At 71.1% G+C, this 17,643-nt stretch carries 13 protein-coding genes; 7 read left to right on the top strand and 6 right to left on the bottom strand.

What is annotated here, in order from left to right; all coding sequences use genetic code 11:
• Positions 1-61 precede the first annotated feature (61 nt).
• Complete coding sequence (locus ACIBP6_RS27765) at positions 62-2,575, top strand: ATP-binding protein (RefSeq protein WP_397056726.1); 2,514 nt, start codon at positions 62-64, stop codon at positions 2,573-2,575.
• A gap of 4 nt (positions 2,576-2,579) precedes the next feature.
• Here the strand turns inward: ACIBP6_RS27765 and ACIBP6_RS27760 are convergent, their stop codons facing one another.
• Entirely contained in the window at positions 2,580-3,479 is a 900-nt protein-coding gene (locus ACIBP6_RS27760; protein WP_397056724.1) for a hypothetical protein, read from the bottom strand.
• Positions 3,480-3,871: 392 nt separating this feature from the next.
• On the opposite strand from ACIBP6_RS27760, the gene ACIBP6_RS27755 reads away from it, so the two are divergent.
• Positions 3,872-4,672: a tyrosine-protein phosphatase gene (locus ACIBP6_RS27755; protein ID WP_397056722.1), complete on the top strand. Its 801-nt coding sequence runs from the start codon at positions 3,872-3,874 to the stop codon at positions 4,670-4,672.
• Positions 4,673-4,680: 8 nt separating this feature from the next.
• Here ACIBP6_RS27755 and ACIBP6_RS27750 read toward each other — a convergent pair whose 3' ends face one another.
• Positions 4,681-5,721, bottom strand: coding sequence for a Gfo/Idh/MocA family oxidoreductase (locus ACIBP6_RS27750; protein WP_397056720.1), 1,041 nt, complete (start codon positions 5,719-5,721; stop codon positions 4,681-4,683).
• Positions 5,722-5,729: 8 nt separating this feature from the next.
• On the bottom strand, positions 5,730-6,629 hold the full coding sequence (locus tag ACIBP6_RS27745; protein WP_397056718.1) for a proteasome assembly chaperone family protein: 900 nt from the start codon (positions 6,627-6,629) through the stop codon (positions 5,730-5,732).
• 87 nt (positions 6,630-6,716) lie between these two features.
• Here ACIBP6_RS27745 and ACIBP6_RS27740 point away from each other — a divergent pair, with 87 nt between their 5' ends.
• Positions 6,717-7,118, top strand: a complete 402-nt coding sequence (locus ACIBP6_RS27740) for an ankyrin repeat domain-containing protein (protein WP_397056716.1) — start codon at positions 6,717-6,719, stop codon at positions 7,116-7,118.
• A gap of 74 nt (positions 7,119-7,192) precedes the next feature.
• Entirely contained in the window at positions 7,193-8,188 is a 996-nt protein-coding gene (locus ACIBP6_RS27735; RefSeq protein ID WP_397056714.1) for a terpene synthase family protein, read from the top strand.
• Positions 8,189-8,198: 10 nt separating this feature from the next.
• On the opposite strand, the gene ACIBP6_RS27730 is transcribed toward ACIBP6_RS27735, so the two are convergent.
• A complete protein-coding gene (locus ACIBP6_RS27730) occupies positions 8,199-10,319 on the bottom strand; it encodes an ATP-binding protein (RefSeq protein WP_397056712.1) in 2,121 nt (706 codons plus the stop codon).
• Between the two features lie 230 nt (positions 10,320-10,549).
• Between ACIBP6_RS27730 and ACIBP6_RS27725 the strand changes: the two genes are divergently transcribed.
• The 3 genes from ACIBP6_RS27725 to glpK all read left to right on the top strand — a co-directional run bounded on the left by ACIBP6_RS27725 (position 10,550) and on the right by glpK (position 13,475).
• Entirely contained in the window at positions 10,550-10,996 is a 447-nt protein-coding gene (locus ACIBP6_RS27725) for a GNAT family N-acetyltransferase (protein WP_397056710.1), read from the top strand.
• 122 nt (positions 10,997-11,118) lie between these two features.
• Positions 11,119-11,928: an MIP/aquaporin family protein gene (locus tag ACIBP6_RS27720; RefSeq protein WP_132615170.1), complete on the top strand. Its 810-nt coding sequence runs from the start codon at positions 11,119-11,121 to the stop codon at positions 11,926-11,928.
• Between the two features lie 29 nt (positions 11,929-11,957).
• Positions 11,958-13,475, top strand: a complete 1,518-nt coding sequence (glpK, locus tag ACIBP6_RS27715) for a glycerol kinase GlpK (RefSeq protein WP_132615168.1) — start codon at positions 11,958-11,960, stop codon at positions 13,473-13,475.
• 36 nt (positions 13,476-13,511) lie between these two features.
• Here glpK and ACIBP6_RS27710 read toward each other — a convergent pair whose 3' ends face one another.
• Both ACIBP6_RS27710 and ACIBP6_RS27705 read right to left on the bottom strand, forming a co-directional pair.
• On the bottom strand, positions 13,512-14,357 hold the full coding sequence (locus tag ACIBP6_RS27710) for an ABC transporter permease (RefSeq protein WP_397056707.1): 846 nt from the start codon (positions 14,355-14,357) through the stop codon (positions 13,512-13,514).
• A complete protein-coding gene (locus ACIBP6_RS27705) occupies positions 14,354-17,617 on the bottom strand; it encodes an alpha/beta fold hydrolase (protein WP_397056705.1) in 3,264 nt (1,087 codons plus the stop codon). The genes ACIBP6_RS27710 and ACIBP6_RS27705 overlap by 4 nt, the downstream gene beginning before the upstream one ends.
• Between the last annotated feature and the right edge of the window lie 26 nt (positions 17,618-17,643).

Below are 17,643 nucleotides of genomic sequence, written 5' to 3'. Positions count from 1 at the left end.
GGGGTACGGCTGGCGCAAGCCGTACCCCATCGGTTTGAATCACCCCCAAAGGGGGTGTTCGTTGACGGGGAAGTTACCGGACCGGCGCCGTCGCCGATGGCCCGCGCCGGTCGCGGCCGGCCTCGCGGCGGGCGCCGCGAGCGTGCTGGCGGCCTCCCTCGAATGGGAGATCCCGCCGACCGCCAAGATCGGCGTCACCATGGCGGCGGCCGTCCTCGTGGGGCTGACGACCTGGGCCAGCACCGACATCCGGCCCAGGCCGCGGGCCCGGCCGGAGCCGGGCACGGTCGCCCCCGACCATTGGCCGCCCGTCCCCGAGCACTTCACCGGCCGCGAAGAGACGCTCGCCGAGCTGCACCGGGTCTTCGACGGCCGCAGGAGATCCTCCGAGGTCTCGCCGCCGCTGGTCATCTCCGTGTACGGCCGCGGCGGCGTCGGCAAGTCGGCGCTCATGACCCGGTTCGGGCAGGAGGTCGCCGACCGGTTCCCCGACGGCCGCCTCTACGCCGACCTGCGCGGCGGCGTGGACGCCCCGGTCCGCCCGGAAGAGGTGCTGATCGGCTTCCTGCGCGCGCTCGACGTCCGCCTCACCACCGACCCGGGCGGCCTGGAGGAGCTCGGCAAGCTCTGGCTGACCTGGACCAAGGGCCGCAAGATCCTCATCGGCCTGGACAACGCTCACGACTCCGCCCAGATCGCCCCGCTGATCCCGGCCGAGCCCGGCTGCGCGGTGCTGGTCACCTCCCGCGCGCCGCTGTACCTCTACGGCACCTACGACAAGAAGCTCGTCGAGTTCTCCGAGGCACAGGGGATCCAGCTGCTGGCCAGACTGGCCGGTGACGACCGCGTCGCGGCAGACCTCGACGCCGCCCGGCAGATCGTACGGCTCTGCGACAACCTGCCGCTGGCGATCAACATCTGCGGCGGCCGGCTCGCCACCCGCGAGCAGTGGACGATGCGCGACATGGCCGACCGGCTGGCCGACACGCGCCGCATCCTCGACAACCTCAAGGTCGCCCCGACGGTGGACAAGAGCGTGCGCGACTCCGTCCAGCTCAGCTACGACGACTGCACCGGGATGCAGCGCCGCCTGCTGCGCCTGCTCAGCTCCCTGACCGCGCCCGACGTGCCCGGCTGGGTGGCCGGCGAGCTGCTCGACATCTCCGGGCTCGACGGCGCCGACCAGCTCGAAGCCCTCATCGACGCCCAGCTCGCCGAGTGCTCCGGCACCGACCAGACCGGCGCGATGCGCTACCGGTTGCACGACCTGGTCCGCGTGTTCGCCGCCGAACTGGCCGAGCAGGACGGCGACCGCCGCCGCGCCGCCATCGAACGCGTCCTGTCCGGTTACCGCCGCCGCGCCGAGGAGGCCGCCCAGAACCGCTGGCCGCAGGACTGGAGCCGCGGCGGGCGGCGCTCCACGCTCGACGGTGAGGTCCGCGCCGCCGACTGGCTCAACGCCGAACGGCTCGCTCTCCTGTCCATGATCAACCTGGCCCACCACCTGCGGCTCTGGGAGCTGACCTGGGGTCTGGCCAGGGCGTTCTGCTCGCTGTGCCACTCGTTGCGGGCGTACTGGGCCGACTGGGCGGCCGTGGCCGAGCTCGGCCGCGAGGCCGCCGAGCAGGCGGGTGACCGGCGTTCGATGGCCATCGCGCTGCTCGACGCCGCCGCCGTCCACGGCGGTCTCGGCCTGCGCCGCAGGGCGCAGGAGGAGGCGGAGCGCGCGCTGGTGCTCTTCACCGACCTCGGCGAGTCGTGGTGGGCGGCCAGGGCCCGGCGCACGATCGGGATGACGCTGTTCAGCGACGGCCACCTCGACCGGGCACAGGACTTCCTCATCGACGCCATCGCCGGTTTCCGGGCCGAGGAGGACCTGTGGTGGATGGCCCGCACCCAGCGCAACCTCGCCGAGCTGCGCCTGGCGGAACGCAAGCCCGAGGAGGCCAGAGAACTGCTGGAGTACGCCCTGGAGGTCTTCGAACGCGACGGCAACCGCTACTCCGAGGCCCAGACCCTGCGCGTCTACGGCGAGGTACTGGCGGCGCAGGCCCGCGGCGAGCACCGCGCGGGCGAGCACCGGCAGGCCGCCGTCCTGTTCACCCGGGCCGGGTTCAGCCTCGACCGGGCCGCTGAGATGTTCCGGCAGCGCGGGGAGTTGTGGGAGGAGGCCCGCTGCCTGCGCGCGGCCGGCGAGGTCGGCGACCCGGACAACGGGCTGCGCGAGCTCGACTACGTACGGCGGGCCGCGGACATCCTGGCCGCGCTCGGCGATTCGTGGGGCGTGGCGAGGACCGCGGTGTCGGCCGGGCGAGCGCTGGCCAGGCTCGGCCGGACCGCCGAGTCGGAGCTGGAGCTGCGGCGCGCGGGGGCGGCGTTCGAGGAGCTGGAGGACCGGTGGTGGATGGCGCTGAGCCTGCGCTACCTGGGCGAGGCGCACCTCGACGCGGGCGGGCGCGCGGCCGCCGTGGAGCCGCTGGAGCAGGCCAGGGCGATCTACCGCAGCCTCGGCAACGAGGCCGGCATGCGCCGGACCCTGGAGCTCCTGCGGCGCGCGCGTGCGGACACCGGCTGAGCCCTCAGGTGGTGCCGTACTCGGTGCTCTTGCCGGGGCCTTCCACCGCGCCGCCCGGCGGGTCGGAGAACGGCGTGCGCAGCAGCTCACCCGCGGCCTGCCGGGCCTGCACGATGCTCTCCTCGAACATCCTGCGCACGTGGGCCGCCTGGTCCGACAGCTCCTTGATGTGCTGCTTGGCCAGGTCGTCGCGCACGGTGTCGGCGATCAGCCGCTGATACTCCGGCGTCTTGGCGGCCAGCGCCTCCAGCCGTTTGTGCGTGTGGTAGACCTTGTCGGCCTTGAGCACCTGCTTGGCGTACTTCTCCAGGTGGCGGACGCGGTGGGTGAGCGACGTCCAGGCGGCGTCGAGGGCGCTCGTGTACGGCTTGAACGCGTCCTCCATGCCGGGCGGCAGCTCCCGGGGGACGAGCCTGCCGTGCTCGGTGTGCATGGCCGACAACCGCCGCAGCCGCTGGGCGACCTCCCACAGCTCCTCCGGCAGCGACACCTGGTTGTCGATGCTGTCGATCAGCCCGGCCTTGTGCACCTTGGAGTTGAGTATCGCGTCGACCGCGTTCTGCGCCCGGCGCAGCAGCATCTGACAGGGATGGTCGAGGTCCTCCGGCAGGATGTAGCGGTCGGCGTGGGCCCGCGCCAGATGGAGCCTGCGCCTGGTGGAACGGTAGGAGTTGTCCATCGCGATCCACCGGAAGAGCACGATCACCCCCGTCCCGACGCCCGCGACGAACAACGGCTCCGCGCTCGTGAGCACGGCGAGAAGCACCAGGAAGGCGGGCAGGACGAACAGCAGGGCGGGATTGTGCGCGGTGTCCATGCGCGCGCCCGACCGTGTCAGGCGCAGCAGATCGGGGCTCGACCGCAGCTCGGCCGCGATCTCCGGGGACAGCGTCGGATCGATCACCAGCCGTGGAGGCAGAGCTCGTGGATCCATATGTCGTGCGCGGAGGGGGCCGCCTGCTTCAACGGGCGGGGGAATCCGCGCTCCCTCCCTTCGGATGTGCCGGCGCCTCGCAGTATCGTGATCGTCGCATTACGGAACCCGTCGCTGGTAGGTGATCCTCTCGTGCGCCGGTGTGCCCGCCCGGCCGCTCCCGCCCACCGGTCAGGTGGCCGGTCCGGACGTGGGTGTGGCCTCGCCGGCCGCGATCGGTGACGGGCAGCAGGCCCTTCGCCGAGCGGCGTGAGCGGCTCATCGGGAGGCCGCTTCCTTCTGGGCGCGGAGGGGTCACATGTTCATGCTGCGTTATGAACGTCGAATTCGCTCAGCTTTGGTGGACATATAGGGTCACAACAATGAGCGAGATGACGAGGTGGATCGATCTGGAAGGCGCGGTCAACGCGCGTGACCTGGGCGGACTGCCGACGCGTGACGGTGGCCGCACCCGCTTCGGGCGTGTCTTCCGCGCCGACAACCTGCAGGGCCTCACCTCCGCCGACGTCCGGCTGCTCGTCGGGGAGCTGAAGCTGCGGCACGTCGTCGACCTGCGTTCCATCGCGGAGGTGCAGCTGGAGGGCCCCGGCCCGCTCACGCTGGTGCCGGAGGTGCGCCATCACCATCTGACGCTGTTCGCCGAAGGCGGCCGGCACACCGACGTCGAGGCCGACGTCCCCGACGGGATCGACGGTGAGCGGGTGCTGCCGTGGGCGGGCCGCACGCTGGACGAGGAGCTGCGGGTGACCGGCTTCTACTTCGGCTACCTGCGCGACCGGCCCGACGCCGTGGTGGCGGCCCTGCGCGCGATGGCGCTCGACGACGGCGCCTCGCTCGTGCACTGCGCGGCGGGCAAGGACCGCACCGGTGTGCTGTCGGCGCTGGCGCTGGAGGTCGCCGGGGCGACCCGGGAGGCCATCGTCGAGGACTACGTGGCCACGGGGGAGCGCCTGGAGCTGATACTCAAGCGCCTGCGGGGCAGCAGCACGTACCGGGATGATCTCGACTCGCGCCCCGCGGACGACCACATGCCGCGCGCCCGCTACATCGAGCAGTTCCTCGGCGTGCTCGACGACCGCTACGGCGGCCCGGTGGGCTGGCTCGCCCGGCATGGCTGGACGGACGGCGACACCGAGGCGATGCGCGCCCGCCTGCGCGACTGACGACCCGCTCAGCTCAGGTGGACGACGATCCGCTCGGTCGCCGACAGCCGCGCCGCCTCCAGCACGGCCAGCACCTCGACGGCGCTCTCCGGGTCGACGGGCGGCGCCGCTCCCTCGCGCAGCGCCGCCGCCACGCCCCGGTAGAAGTCGGGATACGCCCCCGGCTCGGTGCGCACGACCTGCTGGTCGCCGGGCGTGCCGAGCGCGCCCCACCGGTCTTCCTCGTCGTCGCCGAACCCGGGCGCGTCCGGCGGCATCCCGGCGCGCAGGCGCTCTTCCTGCACGTCCATGCCGTACTTGACGAAGGCCGCGGACGAGCCGAGCACGCGGAAGCGGGGGCCCAGCCGGGCCGCCATCGAGCTGGCCCACAGGTGGGAGCGGGCCCCGCCCTCGTGGGTGAGCGCGATGAACGTGTCGTCGTCGCCCGAGACTCCCGCCCGGCGGACGTCGCTCTCGCAGTAGACCTCGCGCACCGGCCCCAGCAGCTGCACGGCCTGGTCGACCAGGTGGCTGCCGAGATCGTAGAGCAGGCCGGGGACCTCTTCCGGGGTGCCGCTCTCCCGCCAGCCGCCCTTCGGCACCGGCCGCCACCGCTCGAAGCGCGACTCCAGGCGCAGCACGTCGCCGAGCCGCCCCTCGCCCATCAGCCGCCGCACGGTGCGGAAGTCGCCGTCCCACCGGCGGTTGTGGAAGACGGTCAGCATGAGCCCGCGCTCGCGTGCCAGGCGTACCAGCGCGCGGCCCTCCTCGGCGGTGCGGGCCAGCGGCTTGTCGACGACGACCGGCAGGCCGTGGGTGAGGGCGGAGACGGCCGTGGACACGTGGGTGCGGTTGGGGGAGGCCACCACGACGAGGTCGCAGCGCCCCCACAGGTCCTCCACGTCCGACACCCCCGCGGCGCCGTACCTGCCGCCGACCTCTGCCTGGCGGCCGGGGTCGCGGGTCACCACCGCCGACAGCGTCAGGCCCGGGGTGGCGTCGATCAGCGGGGCGTGGAAGTACGCCCCCGCGGTGCCGTAGCCGACCAGGCCGACGCGGATGTCGTCCATGGAGGCCGTCAGTCCTCGTCGCGTTCGGCGAGGAAGCGCTCGAACTGGGCGGCGAGCTCGTCACCCGTGGGCATGGGCGTCGTCTCGGCCATCAGGTTCTCCCGCTCGGAACCGGCCGCGAAGGCGTCGTACTGCTGCTCCAGGCCGGTAATGGCGGTGGACAGCTCGGCCGAGGCGCGGATCTGCTCCTCGATCTCCGTCGTGGTACGCCGGGCGGCCTCGCGCAGCGCGTCCATCGGGAACACCAGCCCGGTCGCCCGCGTTACCGCCTCCAGGCCGGTCACGGCGGCGCTCGGGTACTCGGCCTGGGCCAGGTAGTGGGGCACGTGCACCGCGTACCCGATCGCGTCCTGACCCTTCGCGCCGAGCCGCAGCTCCAGCAGCGCCGCCACGCTGCCGGGCACCTGGACCCGCCCGAACACGCTCGCCTGGGCGTTGATCAGCTCGGGGCGGGTGGCGTGCATCGTCAGGCCCAGCGGCCTGGTGTGCGGGACGGCCATCGGCACGCCGTGCACCATCACCAGCTTGCTCACCTTCAGCCGCTCCACCAGCTCGCCCACGGCCCGGGCGAACAGCTCCCACTCGCGGTCGGGCTCGGGGCCGCTCATCAGCAGGAACGGCGTGCCCGTCGCGTCCTCGGCGGCGTGCACGACCAGCTCGGGGCTCTCGCACTCCACCCACCGGTCGGTGTCGAACGTCATGATCGGCCGTCGCGACCGATAGTCGAGCAGCCGGTCCACGTCGAACGTCGCCACGACCCGGTGCTCCAGCTCGGCCAGCAGGTGGCCCACCGCGAGGCGTCCGGCACCGCCCGCGTCAACGAAACCGTCGAAGTGGTACAGCAACACCGGATCGGGCAGCTCGGGCGCGTCGTCTGCGAGCTTGTAGAGATCCTTCGGGTCGAACACGGTTGGACAGCCTTTCCCTAGGTACTCATCACCAGAACCCACGACGCGCCGGAACGATTCCGTGCAGGGCACTTTATCGGGGGCAGAATGGGCAGCATGGACGGGGATCCGGAGCTGGAAGAGTTCGCCACCAAGCTGTTCAACATGGCCAGGGCGGGGGAGACCGAGACGCTGCGCGCCTACGTGGAGGCCGGGGTGCCGGCCAACCTGACCAACCAGAAGGGCGACACGCTGCTGATGCTGGCCGCCTACCACGGCCACGCGGAAACGGTCCGCATGCTCGCCGCCCACGGCGCCGACCCCGACCGGGCGAACGACCGCGGCCAGACCCCACTGGCGGGCGCGGTCTTCAAGAAGGAGCCTGAGGTGGTCAGGGCGCTGCTCGACGCGGGCGCCGATCCGAACGAGGGCCGGCCATCTGCCCTGGAAACTGCCCAAATGTTCGCAAATGACCAATTCGTCCAATGGTTCACGCAGCGTGATTCATAGTATGAAATGGGCTTAAACTACATAAAAGTTATCCAGTGTGGCCTTTCGAGCGGTCCATCGTCATGCTGTAAGGCGTGGCTACTTCTGCGCATTCCTTCGCTACGCGACCTCTCCACATCCCCGCCCTGCCCTGCCCGTTCCCGAACGAGATCAACGTCCATCATGCGGAAGTCACCGCCGAGAGCCAGGCGTGGGTTGCCGCCTCCGGCATGCTCCCGAACGCCGATGGCGTCGAGTACTTCAGGCGATCAGAACTCGGCTCCCTTCCAGCGCGCACCAACCCCACCGTGCCGCCGGTAAGCCTCCGGGTGATCACTGACTGGTATTTCTGGCTCTGGGCCTTCGACGACGGGTTCTGCGAAAGGGAAGGCATCGGAGACAGCCCCGCCACGGTCGCCCGGGCACTGCCGTCGCTCCTGAGAAGTCTCGACGGGGAGGCCGATTCCAGTAATCCGTTCAGCCTCGCTCTCAAAGAACTCCTCGACCGCATCTCCGCGTTAGGCACCCCCGAGCAGGTCGACCGCTGGCGCGGCGCGGTGAAGGAATACCTGTTCGCCCAAATCTGGGAGGCGGCGAACCGCGAGGCCGACACCATCCCCACTCCGGAGGATTACCTCCTGATGCGCCGTACCACCGGCGCCACGTACACCTGTTTCGCGCTCATCGACCTCGGTGGCGGCTACCGCATCGAGACCGAGGACTGGTACCACCCCGACGTGCGACTGCTCTCGGACCTGGCTTGCGACCTCGTCGGCTGGGACAACGACCTGCTTTCGTATGCCAAGGAGCGCCACAGCGACAAGGCCAGGCACAACATCGTGACGGTGCTGGCCACCCACAAGTCCCTCTCGCTGCAGGACGCGCTGCTTGAGGTGGCGCAGCTGCATAACGACGCCATCGCCACGTTCGTCGAGCGCCGCGAGGCCGTGGAGAAATGGGCCCCGGACCCGGTGCTGGCCTACGTACGCGGCCTGGAACACTGGATCCGCGGTCACATCGAGTTCTCGTTCGGCAGCGCACGTTTCGTCCAGGCCTGGCCGGAGGACACCCGCTGGCCGCAGGCCGTCTAAGGCCGCGCCGTCACATCTCGTCGAGGGCGTCCAGCTCGCCGAGCGCGAGCGCGGACGCCTCTTCGAGGTCTAGGCGGGCGCCCTCCTCGAAGGCGCTCTTGTAGGCCAGCTCGCCCATCTGCAGCACACAGTTTCGGACGCACGCGTTGTGGTCGTCGGACAGGAACGGCGCGCCCAGTTGCGGCAGGCCCGCCGTCTTCCAGTTCTGGTGCAGCGCCCCCAGCAGAGTGGCGGCAAGCGGCAACCGGTCGAGGGCCACGAATATGCGGGCCGCGGACTCCAGCGACAGCAGGGTGCCGAGGGTGTCGTGGAAGTGCAGCTTGATCCGCAGCCCCTCCCTGACGTTCTGCAGCGCCTGCTCCGGCCGGTTCGTCGCGAGCCGGACACCCGCCAGTGCCCACTGCGCGTGCGAACTCAGCCAGAGCTCGCCGCGCTCCCTGCACACTTGCAGGCAGTCATGCAGCAGGGACTCGGCCTCGTAGAACTCCCCTTGCGCGGTCAACACGATGGACAGCTCGACGATGGCGGGCAGCAGCCCGGGGTTGAGCTCCTTGTTGTCGGTGTTGAACTCGATCGCCACGCCGAGCAGCGCGCTGGCCTTCTGCATGTCGTTCTGGAGCATCGCCGCCGTGCCCTGCATCTTGGAGGCCAGGATCACGGACCGGGAGTCACCCACCTTGACGGCATCGGCGCTGCACGTCTCGGCCGCCTCCCGCCCTCCGACGCTGTCACCCTGGGAGTTGCGTACATAGGCCAACACCCACAGGGCCTTGCACCGCTCCTTGCTCGGCCTGGGGTTGGCCTCCAGCGCCCGCTCCAGGTAGAGGCGGCCCTCGCGGGCGAATCCGCAGCAGACCCACATGAACCACAGCGACGACAGCAGCGTCAGCGCCAGCGGTTCCTTGCCTCGCTTGTTCAGCGAGTACTCGAGCGCGGTCCGGACGTTGCTGTGCTCCTGACGCATGCGGATGAACCAATAGATTTGTCGCGGCCCCGACCAGGCGTCCTCGCCGCGTTGGGCCAAGCTGAGGTAGTACTCCAGGTGGCGCTCGCGAACCTGCTCGGCCTGCCCGAGCTTGTCGAGCCATTCCTGGCCGTACTCGGCAAGGGTGTCGATCAGCTTGTAGCGCACGCCGGCGTGGTTGCTCCTGATCAGCAGGATGGACTTTTCGACCAGGCCACCGATGAGGTCGGTGATGCGCTCGGCGGACAGGCGCCCGTCAGAGCAGACGAAGCGCGCCGCGTCGAGCTCGAAATCGCCCGCGAACACAGACAGCCTCGCCCACAACAGCCGCTCCTCCGGCTCGCACAGCTCGTGACTCCAGCCGATGGCTGCGCGCAGCGTCTGGTGGCGGGGCAGCGCCGTGCGGCTCGCCCCGGCCAGCAGGCTGAACCGGTCGGCCAGCAGTCCGAGGATCTGCTCGATCGACAGCGCCCGCAGCCGCACCGCGGCAAGTTCGATAGCCAGCGGGATGCCGTCGAGCCGGCGGCACAGCTCAGCGACGGCGCCGATGTTGTCCTCGTCGAGCACGAAGTCGGGCACGCTCGCCCCGGCCCGCTCGGCGAAGAGCTGGATGGACTCGTTGGTGAACAGGTTTTTCGCCGGATCCTCGCCGGGTACCTGCAGCGGCGGCACCGGCACGACGTGCTCGTACGGAAGGTTGAGAGACTGGCGGCTGGTGGCCAGCACCGTCAGGCTGGGCGCGGCCTCGAGCAGCTCGTGGATCAGCTCGGCGCAGCCCTCCAGGAGATGCTCGCACGTGTCGATGATGAGCAGCATGTCGCGCTCACCGACCCACTCCGCCAATGACTCCGACGCCGCGCGAGAGGACTGGTCGGCGATGCCGAGCGCGGAGGCGATGGTGTGCTTGACCATGCCCGCGTCCTGCAGGCGGGCGAGGTCCGCGAACCAGACGCCGTCGGGGTAGCCGGCGCGCACCTGGTGGGCCAGGCGCAGCACCGTGCGCGACTTGCCCACGCCGCCGATGCCGGTCACGGTCACCAGGCGGGACTCGTGGAGGTGCCGTTTGAGGTTGGCGAGGAGGCGAGTGCGGCCGACGAAGCTCGTCAGCTCCGCCGGGAGATTGCCTTCTCGCCGCCAGCCGGTCGGAGTGGCCATGCGCAGCCTCACGGGGGGTAGGCGACACCTGCCCTCGTATCGTACCCCGGTGATCGACGCCTGTCCTGGGAGCGAGAGACACGCTCGGTACCGGTTTGTACGCCCCGGTAGCATGTTCTCCGTGGAAGATTTCCTACCCGAACAGACGTCCGACGACCGCGACCTGGGCTGGGGAGACTGGCCCGAGGGCGACCAGGACGCCTTCTACCTGGAAAACAGGCCGCCTCACTGGAGCTGATCCCGTGCACACCCTGCGCGCAGCCGCCCCCGCCGACTACGACGCCATCGCCGCCGTGGTCGACGACTGGTGGGGGCGGCCGGTGCTGGCGGCGCTGCCCAGGCTCTTCCTCGACCATTTCCACCGCACCAGCCTGATCGCGCAGGGCCCTGGCAGGGGGATGGCGGGGTTCCTCGTCGGGTTCCCGTCGCCGTCGCTGCCCGGCGAGGCGTACATCCACTTCGTCGGCGTCGCCCCCGAGGCCAGGGCGAGCGGCCTCGGCCGCACGATGTACGAGCGCTTCTTCGATCTCGCCCGCGGCGAGGGCTGTCACGTCGTGCGTGCCATCACCGCCCCGGTCAACACCGCGTCGATCGCCTTTCACCGCCGTATGGGCTTCACGGCCGACGGCCCGGTCCCGGGATACCACGGCCCCGGAACGGCCATGATGACCTTCACTCGCAAACTCTGACCCGCTGAGCAATCTTACTTTCTGCTCTTTTGTGAAACATGTCGTAAAACAGCCGTATACATCTTTGTAAACCAGGGAATGGCTCACAGCGTTCGCGAGTGCCGGGTGAAGGGGGCGCGGCGATGGCGGGACGTCTGGGTCGAATGGGGCTGGCCGGCGAGTTGATCGCCGAATTCGCAGGGACGATGGTGCTCATCCTGTTCGGCGTGGGCGTGGTCGCGCAGGTCGCCGCGGCGCAGATCGGCGACCACGACAGCATCGCCTGGGCGTGGGGCATCGGCGTGGCGCTCGGCGTCTACGTCGCCGGCCGCACCACCGGGGCGCACATCAACCCCGCGGTCACGCTGGCCTTCGCCTGCTTCCGCGGCTTCCCCTGGAAGAAGGTCATCCCGTACGCGCTCGCCCAGACGGCCGGAGCCTTCGTCGCGGCGCTCATCGTGCGGTGGAACTACCACGAGGTCCTGAGCATGGTGGACCCCGGGCACACGATCAAGACGCAGGGCGTCTTCTCGACCCTGCCCGGCAACGGCACCCTCCCGGTGGACATGTGGGGCGGCCTGCGCGACCAGATCATCGGCACGGCCATCCTGCTCTTCGTCGTCTTCGCCCTGTCGGACGTCGCCAACATGGCGCCCGCCGCGAACATGGCGCCGTTCCTCATCGGCCTGCTCGTGGTCGGCATCGGCATGGCCTTCGGCACCAACGCCGGCTACGCCATCAACCCGGCGCGTGACTTCGGGCCGCGCCTGGCCAGCTTCCTCACCGGGTACGGCGGAGCCTGGCGCGACCAGTACGGCGACCTGTACTGGTGGGTGCCCATCGTCGGCCCCGTGATCGGCGGGGTCATCGGCGCCGGTCTCTACCAGGTGCTGATCCACCGCTTCCTGCCTCGCGACGACGTGGACCGCGACGTGGTCAAGCCCTCGGACTGACCCTCGGACGAACCCGTAAGGAGAACGACATGCCCGAGTTCGTGGGCGCCATCGACCAGGGCACCACCAGCACCCGCTTCATGATCTTCAATCACGACGGTGGCGAGGTGGCCAAGTTCCAGCTGGAGCACGAGCAGATCCTGCCCAGGGCGGGCTGGGTGGAGCACAACCCCATCGAGATCTGGACCAGGACCTCCGCCGTGATCCAGAGCACGCTGCAGCGCAGCGGCCTGCAGGCGAGCGACCTGGCCGCGATGGGCATCACCAACCAGCGCGAGACCACGGTGGTGTGGAACCCGCGCACCGGCCGGCCGTACTACAACGCGATCGTCTGGCAGGACACCAGGACCGACCGCATCGCCGCCGCGCTGGATCGCGACGGCCGCGGCCAGGTCATCCGCGACAAGACGGGCCTGCGGCCGGAGGCGTACTTCTCCGGCGGCAAGATCCAGTGGATCCTCGAGAACGTCGACGGCGTCCGCGAGGCCGTGGACCGCGGCGAGGCCGTCTTCGGCAACACCGACACCTGGGTCCTGTGGAACCTCACCGGCGGCGTCAACGGCGGCGTGCACGTCACCGACGTCACCAACGCCAGCCGCACGATGCTGATGGACCTCGACACGCTCGACTGGGACGACGAACTGCTGTCGTTCTTCGGCATCCCGCGCCGGATGCTGCCCGAGATCCGCCCCTCGTCCGATCCCGCCGGCTACGGCGTCACCTCCGGGGCCGGGCTGAGCAGTGGCGAGGTGCCGATCACCGCCATCCTCGGCGACCAGCAGGCCGCCACCGTCGGCCAGGTCTGCTTCTCGCCCGGCGAGGCCAAGAACACCTACGGCACCGGCAACTTCCTGCTGCTCAACACCGGCACCACCCCCGTGCGCTCCAAGAGCGGCCTGCTCACCACCGTGGCCTACAAGTTCGGCGACCAGCCGGCGGTGTTCGCGCTGGAGGGCTCGATCGCGGTGACCGGCTCGGCGGTGCAGTGGCTGCGCGACCAGCTGCACATCATCACCTCCGCCGCGCAGAGCGAGACGCTGGCCCGGCAGGTCCAGGACAACGGCGGCATCTACTTCGTGCCGGCCTTCTCCGGCCTGTTCGCCCCCTACTGGCGGGCCGACGCGCGCGGCGCCATCGTCGGCCTGTCGCGTTACAACACCGACGCCCACCTCGCGCGCGCCACCCTGGAGTCCATCTGCTACCAGAGCCGCGACGTCGTCGAGGCCATGCAGCAGGACTCGGGAGTGGTGCTCGACGTGCTGAAGGTGGACGGCGGGGTCACCGCCAACGACCTGTGCATGCAGCTCCAGTCCGACATCCTCGGCGTGCCGGTCAGCCGGCCGGTCGTCTCGGAGACGACCGCGCTCGGGGCCGCGTACGCCGCCGGCCTCGCCGTCGGCTTCTGGCGCGACACCGACGAACTGCGCGCCCACTGGGCCCAGGACCGCCGCTGGGAACCGACGTGGACGGCGGAGCAGCGCGAGACGGGGTACGCCGGCTGGAAGAAGGCCATCACCAAGGCCTTCGACTGGAGCGAGACCGACTGACCCGCCCACCCCGCCCGCTTCGCCGGCGGGGTGCTGTCAGCTGACGACGTCCTTGTGGCGGAAGCGGCGGAAGGCGACCGCGAGGAGGATCGCCGCGTACGTGATCGACACCGACGCGCCCTTCGCCATCCCGCTCCAGTCGAGCTCGGGCTGCAGGGCGTCGAGCCAGGCGTTGTTCCAGAACGTGGGCAGGAACTCGCGCAGCACCCCCAGTGCCTCCACGGCCTGCAGGATCGTGCACACGATCCACAACCCGACGGCGCCGCCCACCGCGCCCAGCGGGGAGTCGGTCATGGTCGAGATGAGGAACGCCAGCGCCGCCACCACGAGCTGGCTGACCATCGCGTACGCGATCACGATGCCGAAGCGCGGCAGCACGTCGAGCGCCGGGATGACCTCGCCCGTGCCGGGCACCTGGATGTCGTCCCAGCCGAACGCCAGGGTGCCCGCGAACAGCGCCATCACCGGCAGGCAGATCACGGCGGCGGCCGAGAAGCCGAGCGCCACGATCAGCTTCTGCCGCAGCAGCCGGTCGCGGGGGACCGGCGCGGCCAGCAGATAACGCAGCGACGACCAGTTGGCCTCGCTCGCCACGGTGTCGCCGCAGAACAGCGCGACCGCCACCACGAGCAGGAAACTGGCCGACACCGACAGCGCGAAGGCGGCGAAGTTCAGGCCGCTCTGGGTGGCCAGGTCGGAGATGCGCAGCGACGGCTCATCGTTCACGCCCTGCGGCCCGACCTGGAACGCGATCACGAGCACCCACGGCAGCGCCAGCAGCAGCCCGAACATCGCCAGCGTCCGCCGCCGCTTGAACTGCCGGACGATCTCCACGCGCAACGGCAGCGTACGGTTGGGCGCGTAGCCGGTCGCGGTGGTCATGCCTTGTCTCCGATGAGGTCGAGGAACACGTCTTCCAGGCGCGGCCCGTGCCCGTTGGCGGCGGCGGCCGAGCTGAGCAGCTGCGAGACGGGGCCGGTCGACACCAGCCGCCCGCGCTGCATGACCACGACGTGGCTGCAGGTCTGCTCCACCTCGGCCAGCATGTGGCTGGACACGATCACCGTGCGGCCGTCGCGCGCGTAGCGCTTGAGCACCTCCCGCATCTCGCGGATCTGGGGCGGGTCGAGACCGTTGGTGGGTTCGTCGAGCACGAGCAGGTCGGGCAGGCCGAGCATGGCCTGGGCGATGGCCAGGCGTTGGCGCATGCCCTGGGAGTAGGTGCGTACGGCCCGCTCCAGCGCCTTGCCGAGCCCGGCGATCTCCAGAGCCTCGTCGAAGTGCGCGTCGGCGGCCGGGCGGCCGGTGGCGGCCCAGTAGAGCTGGATGTTGTCGTGCCCCGACAGATGGGGCAGGAACCCGGGCCCCTCGACGAACGAGCCGAGCCGCGACAGCACGGGGGCGCCGGGCGTGACGCGTTCGCCGAAGATGCGGACCTCGCCGTCGTCGGGCTGGATGAGGCCCATCATCATGCGCATGGTGGTCGTCTTGCCGGCGCCGTTCGGGCCGAGCAGGCCGAGGACCTGGCCCTTCTCGACGCGGAACGACAGCCCGTCGACCGCCAGCTCGCCGTTGCGGTACGCCTTCGTCAGCCCGCTGATCTCCAGCGGCACCTCCGCCGCGGCGACCGCGGCCGTGCCGGTCGCGCTGCTGGCGGAGGGGGGGTCGCCGGCCGGGACGCTGGTGACGGGCGCGGCACCGGTCCGGCTGCCCGTCGTGGCCCCGTCACGAGCCTGGCCGCCGGCCTTGGCATCGGCGGGCGAGCCGTTGACACCGGTCACGGCATCGGTGGAGGCGCTGTCGGTGCCGGCCATGGCAGCGGAGGAGCCGTTGACGGTGGTCACGCCATCGGGGGAGGACTCGTCGGCGCCGGTCGCGGCATCGGGGGAGGAGCCGTTGACGCGGGTGGCGACGTCCGAGGGGTCGTCCGTCGTGGTCCCGGCCGTCGTGGTCCCGGTCGCGGTGGTGCCGGTCGCCGTGGTGCCGGTGTGGGGTGCCTGGCCGTTCGGGGTGGTGACAGCGGGGGTGACCGGCTTGCCGTCCGGGCTGGAAGCAGGCGTGGTGTTCGGTATGCCGGTTTCCGGCGTGCCGCCGATCGAAGCGGGCCCGGCCGTGGAGGCGCGTACGGGCCGGCGGCGGAGGCGGGCCGGGGTGCGGCCGGTGGCCAGCAGGACGGCCGCGACCACGATCGAGGCCAGCGGCATGGCCCAGACCCACCACGCCACCCCGGTGGGAGCGGCGGCCAGCGTGCGCACCGTCGGGACGGTGAGCGCGGGCGAGGCCAGCGAGATCTGGTACGCCGCCGGCGCGGCGGGCGTCGCGAACCCCATGTCCGTCGTCGTCACCACCAGGCGCAGCCGGTGGCCCACGGCGAAGCGGTGGTCCACGGCGGGCAGGGTGATCGTGGCCTCCGTGCTGCCCGCGCCCTGCGGGATCGTCACCCGGACGGGCGCCACCAGCCCGGCGGGCAGGGTGGGCAGCTGGTTGTTCTCGGCCACGTCGTACAGCTTGGCGAACAGTGTCGCCTCGCCCTCGCCCGTCACCCTGACCGTGATGGTCGGGCTGCCGGTGAGCTGCAGGGGAGCGGTGAGCGGCCGGGACTCGAACGCGGCGCTCTGGCCCGGCATGTCGATCGAGACGCCGCCGTTGCCCTGGCCGCCCAGCAGGCCGCCGATGCCCGGCACCGTCGAGATCGAGGCAGGGGCGCCGCCGGGCGGGTTGACGATGTTCTGCTCGGGGCCGGCCAGCTCGACCGTGGCGGTGTCGGTGCCGCCGAGACCGGGGTAGGCGTCGGCCTCCGGGTGCAGGCGGATGCGCTGACGGGTGCCGGGGTCGCGCCCGCCGTCACGGGTCACCGTGAACGCGCTCACCGGCGGCGTCTGCGAGCCCTCGCCCTTGAGATAGCGGGAGAACCAGGCCGAGGACTGCTCGAACAGCCAGTCGGCCTCGCCGTTGCCGCCGTCGTGCCCGCCGTCGAACCACGCCAGGCTGACCGGCGTGCCCGCGGTGGCGATGGCCTTGGCGTTGGCGTCGGCGTGGCTCAGCGGGAACAACGAGTCACGCTGGCCCTGGATGAGCAGGGTCGGCGCCTTGATGCGGTCGGCCACGGTGATGGGGCTCGACTCGCGCAGCAGCGCGATGGCCTCCGGGGTGGCCCGGCCGTCTTCGGCGACCTCCTGGTAGATGTCGCAGATCTCCGGCAGGAACCTGCCGCAGCGCGCCTGCTGAGGAGTCAGCGGCCCGGCCGTCTCCCGCGGGCCCAGCAGCGACGACGCGTCGAGCGAGACGCCCTGCCCGAAGAAGATGCCGGCCCACATGCGCTTGAAGACGCCACTCGCCGCCCCCGACCCGGACGCGTCTGGGGAGCCGGTGCCACTGGCGCCCTGGTCGGTGCCGGTGCCGCCCGTGGCGGGGTCGGCGCCCTGGTCGGTGCCGGTGCCTCCGGTGATGGGGTCGGCGCTCGCGGAGGAGTCGGTGCCGTCTGAGGCCGTGCCGGACTCGCCGTCGCTCCGCGGGGCGTCGCCGTCCGTTCCGGTGGTGGTGTCGGCTTCCCCTGCGGTGGGGCCTGGGGCGGTCTGGGTGGTGGTGGCCGCGTTGGGGAACAGGGCGTCGGCCAGGTCGGACCAGGTGATCTGCGGCACGATCGCGTCGACCCGCTGGTCGAAGGCGGCCGTCATGAGCGCGATCGCGCCGCCGTACGAGCCGCCCGCGATGCCCACGCGCGGGTCGCCCGAGGCGTCGAGCTGGACCTCGGGCCGCTCGGCCAGCCAGTCGATCAGCTGCTTGACGTCCTTGACCTCGTAGTCGGGCGAGTTGAGCGCGATCTGACCGGTGGAGCGGCCGAAGCCGCGCGCCGACCAGGTCAGCACCGCGTAGCCGTCCTGGGCGAGGCGGATCGCCTGGTCCCGCATGCTCTGCTTGCTGCCGCCGAACCCGTGGGCGAGCAGCACCGCAGGCGCCTTCCCGCCCTCAGGCGGTGGGAAGAACGTCGCGTCGAGCTCCACGCGCTGGTCGTCGGCGGGTCCGTCGACGACGGTTATCTTCTGGTCCTGGCCCCGCACCCCGGGAGCCGACGGCCACACGAGCCACGTCGTCACCCCGATGAGGGCGAGCGCCACCACCAGGGCGGCCACACGCTTCATGCGGTGAGCCTACTTTCCGCACCTGA

This window comes from Nonomuraea terrae (assembly GCF_044465245.1).
GTDB classification, from domain to species: domain Bacteria; phylum Actinomycetota; class Actinomycetes; order Streptosporangiales; family Streptosporangiaceae; genus Nonomuraea; species Nonomuraea terrae.
The sequence above is the reverse complement of the archived record's forward strand: the minus strand, read 5'-3'. Positions and strand labels throughout refer to the sequence as shown.

What these genes read in the sequence shown, in the direction of transcription:
- ACIBP6_RS27755 (WP_397056722.1), top strand. Translation starts at nt 3,872, where the DNA reads ATGAGCGAGATGACGAGGTGGATCGATCTGGAAGGCGCGGTCAACGCG.
- ACIBP6_RS27750 (WP_397056720.1), bottom strand. Translation starts at nt 5,721, where the DNA reads ATGGACGACATCCGCGTCGGCCTGGTCGGCTACGGCACCGCGGGGGCG.
- ACIBP6_RS27740 (WP_397056716.1), top strand. Translation starts at nt 6,717, where the DNA reads ATGGGCAGCATGGACGGGGATCCGGAGCTGGAAGAGTTCGCCACCAAG.
- ACIBP6_RS27720 (WP_132615170.1), top strand. Translation starts at nt 11,119, where the DNA reads ATGGCGGGACGTCTGGGTCGAATGGGGCTGGCCGGCGAGTTGATCGCC.
- glpK (WP_132615168.1), top strand. Translation starts at nt 11,958, where the DNA reads ATGCCCGAGTTCGTGGGCGCCATCGACCAGGGCACCACCAGCACCCGC.
- ACIBP6_RS27710 (WP_397056707.1), bottom strand. Translation starts at nt 14,357, where the DNA reads ATGACCACCGCGACCGGCTACGCGCCCAACCGTACGCTGCCGTTGCGC.
- ACIBP6_RS27705 (WP_397056705.1), bottom strand. Translation starts at nt 17,617, where the DNA reads ATGAAGCGTGTGGCCGCCCTGGTGGTGGCGCTCGCCCTCATCGGGGTG.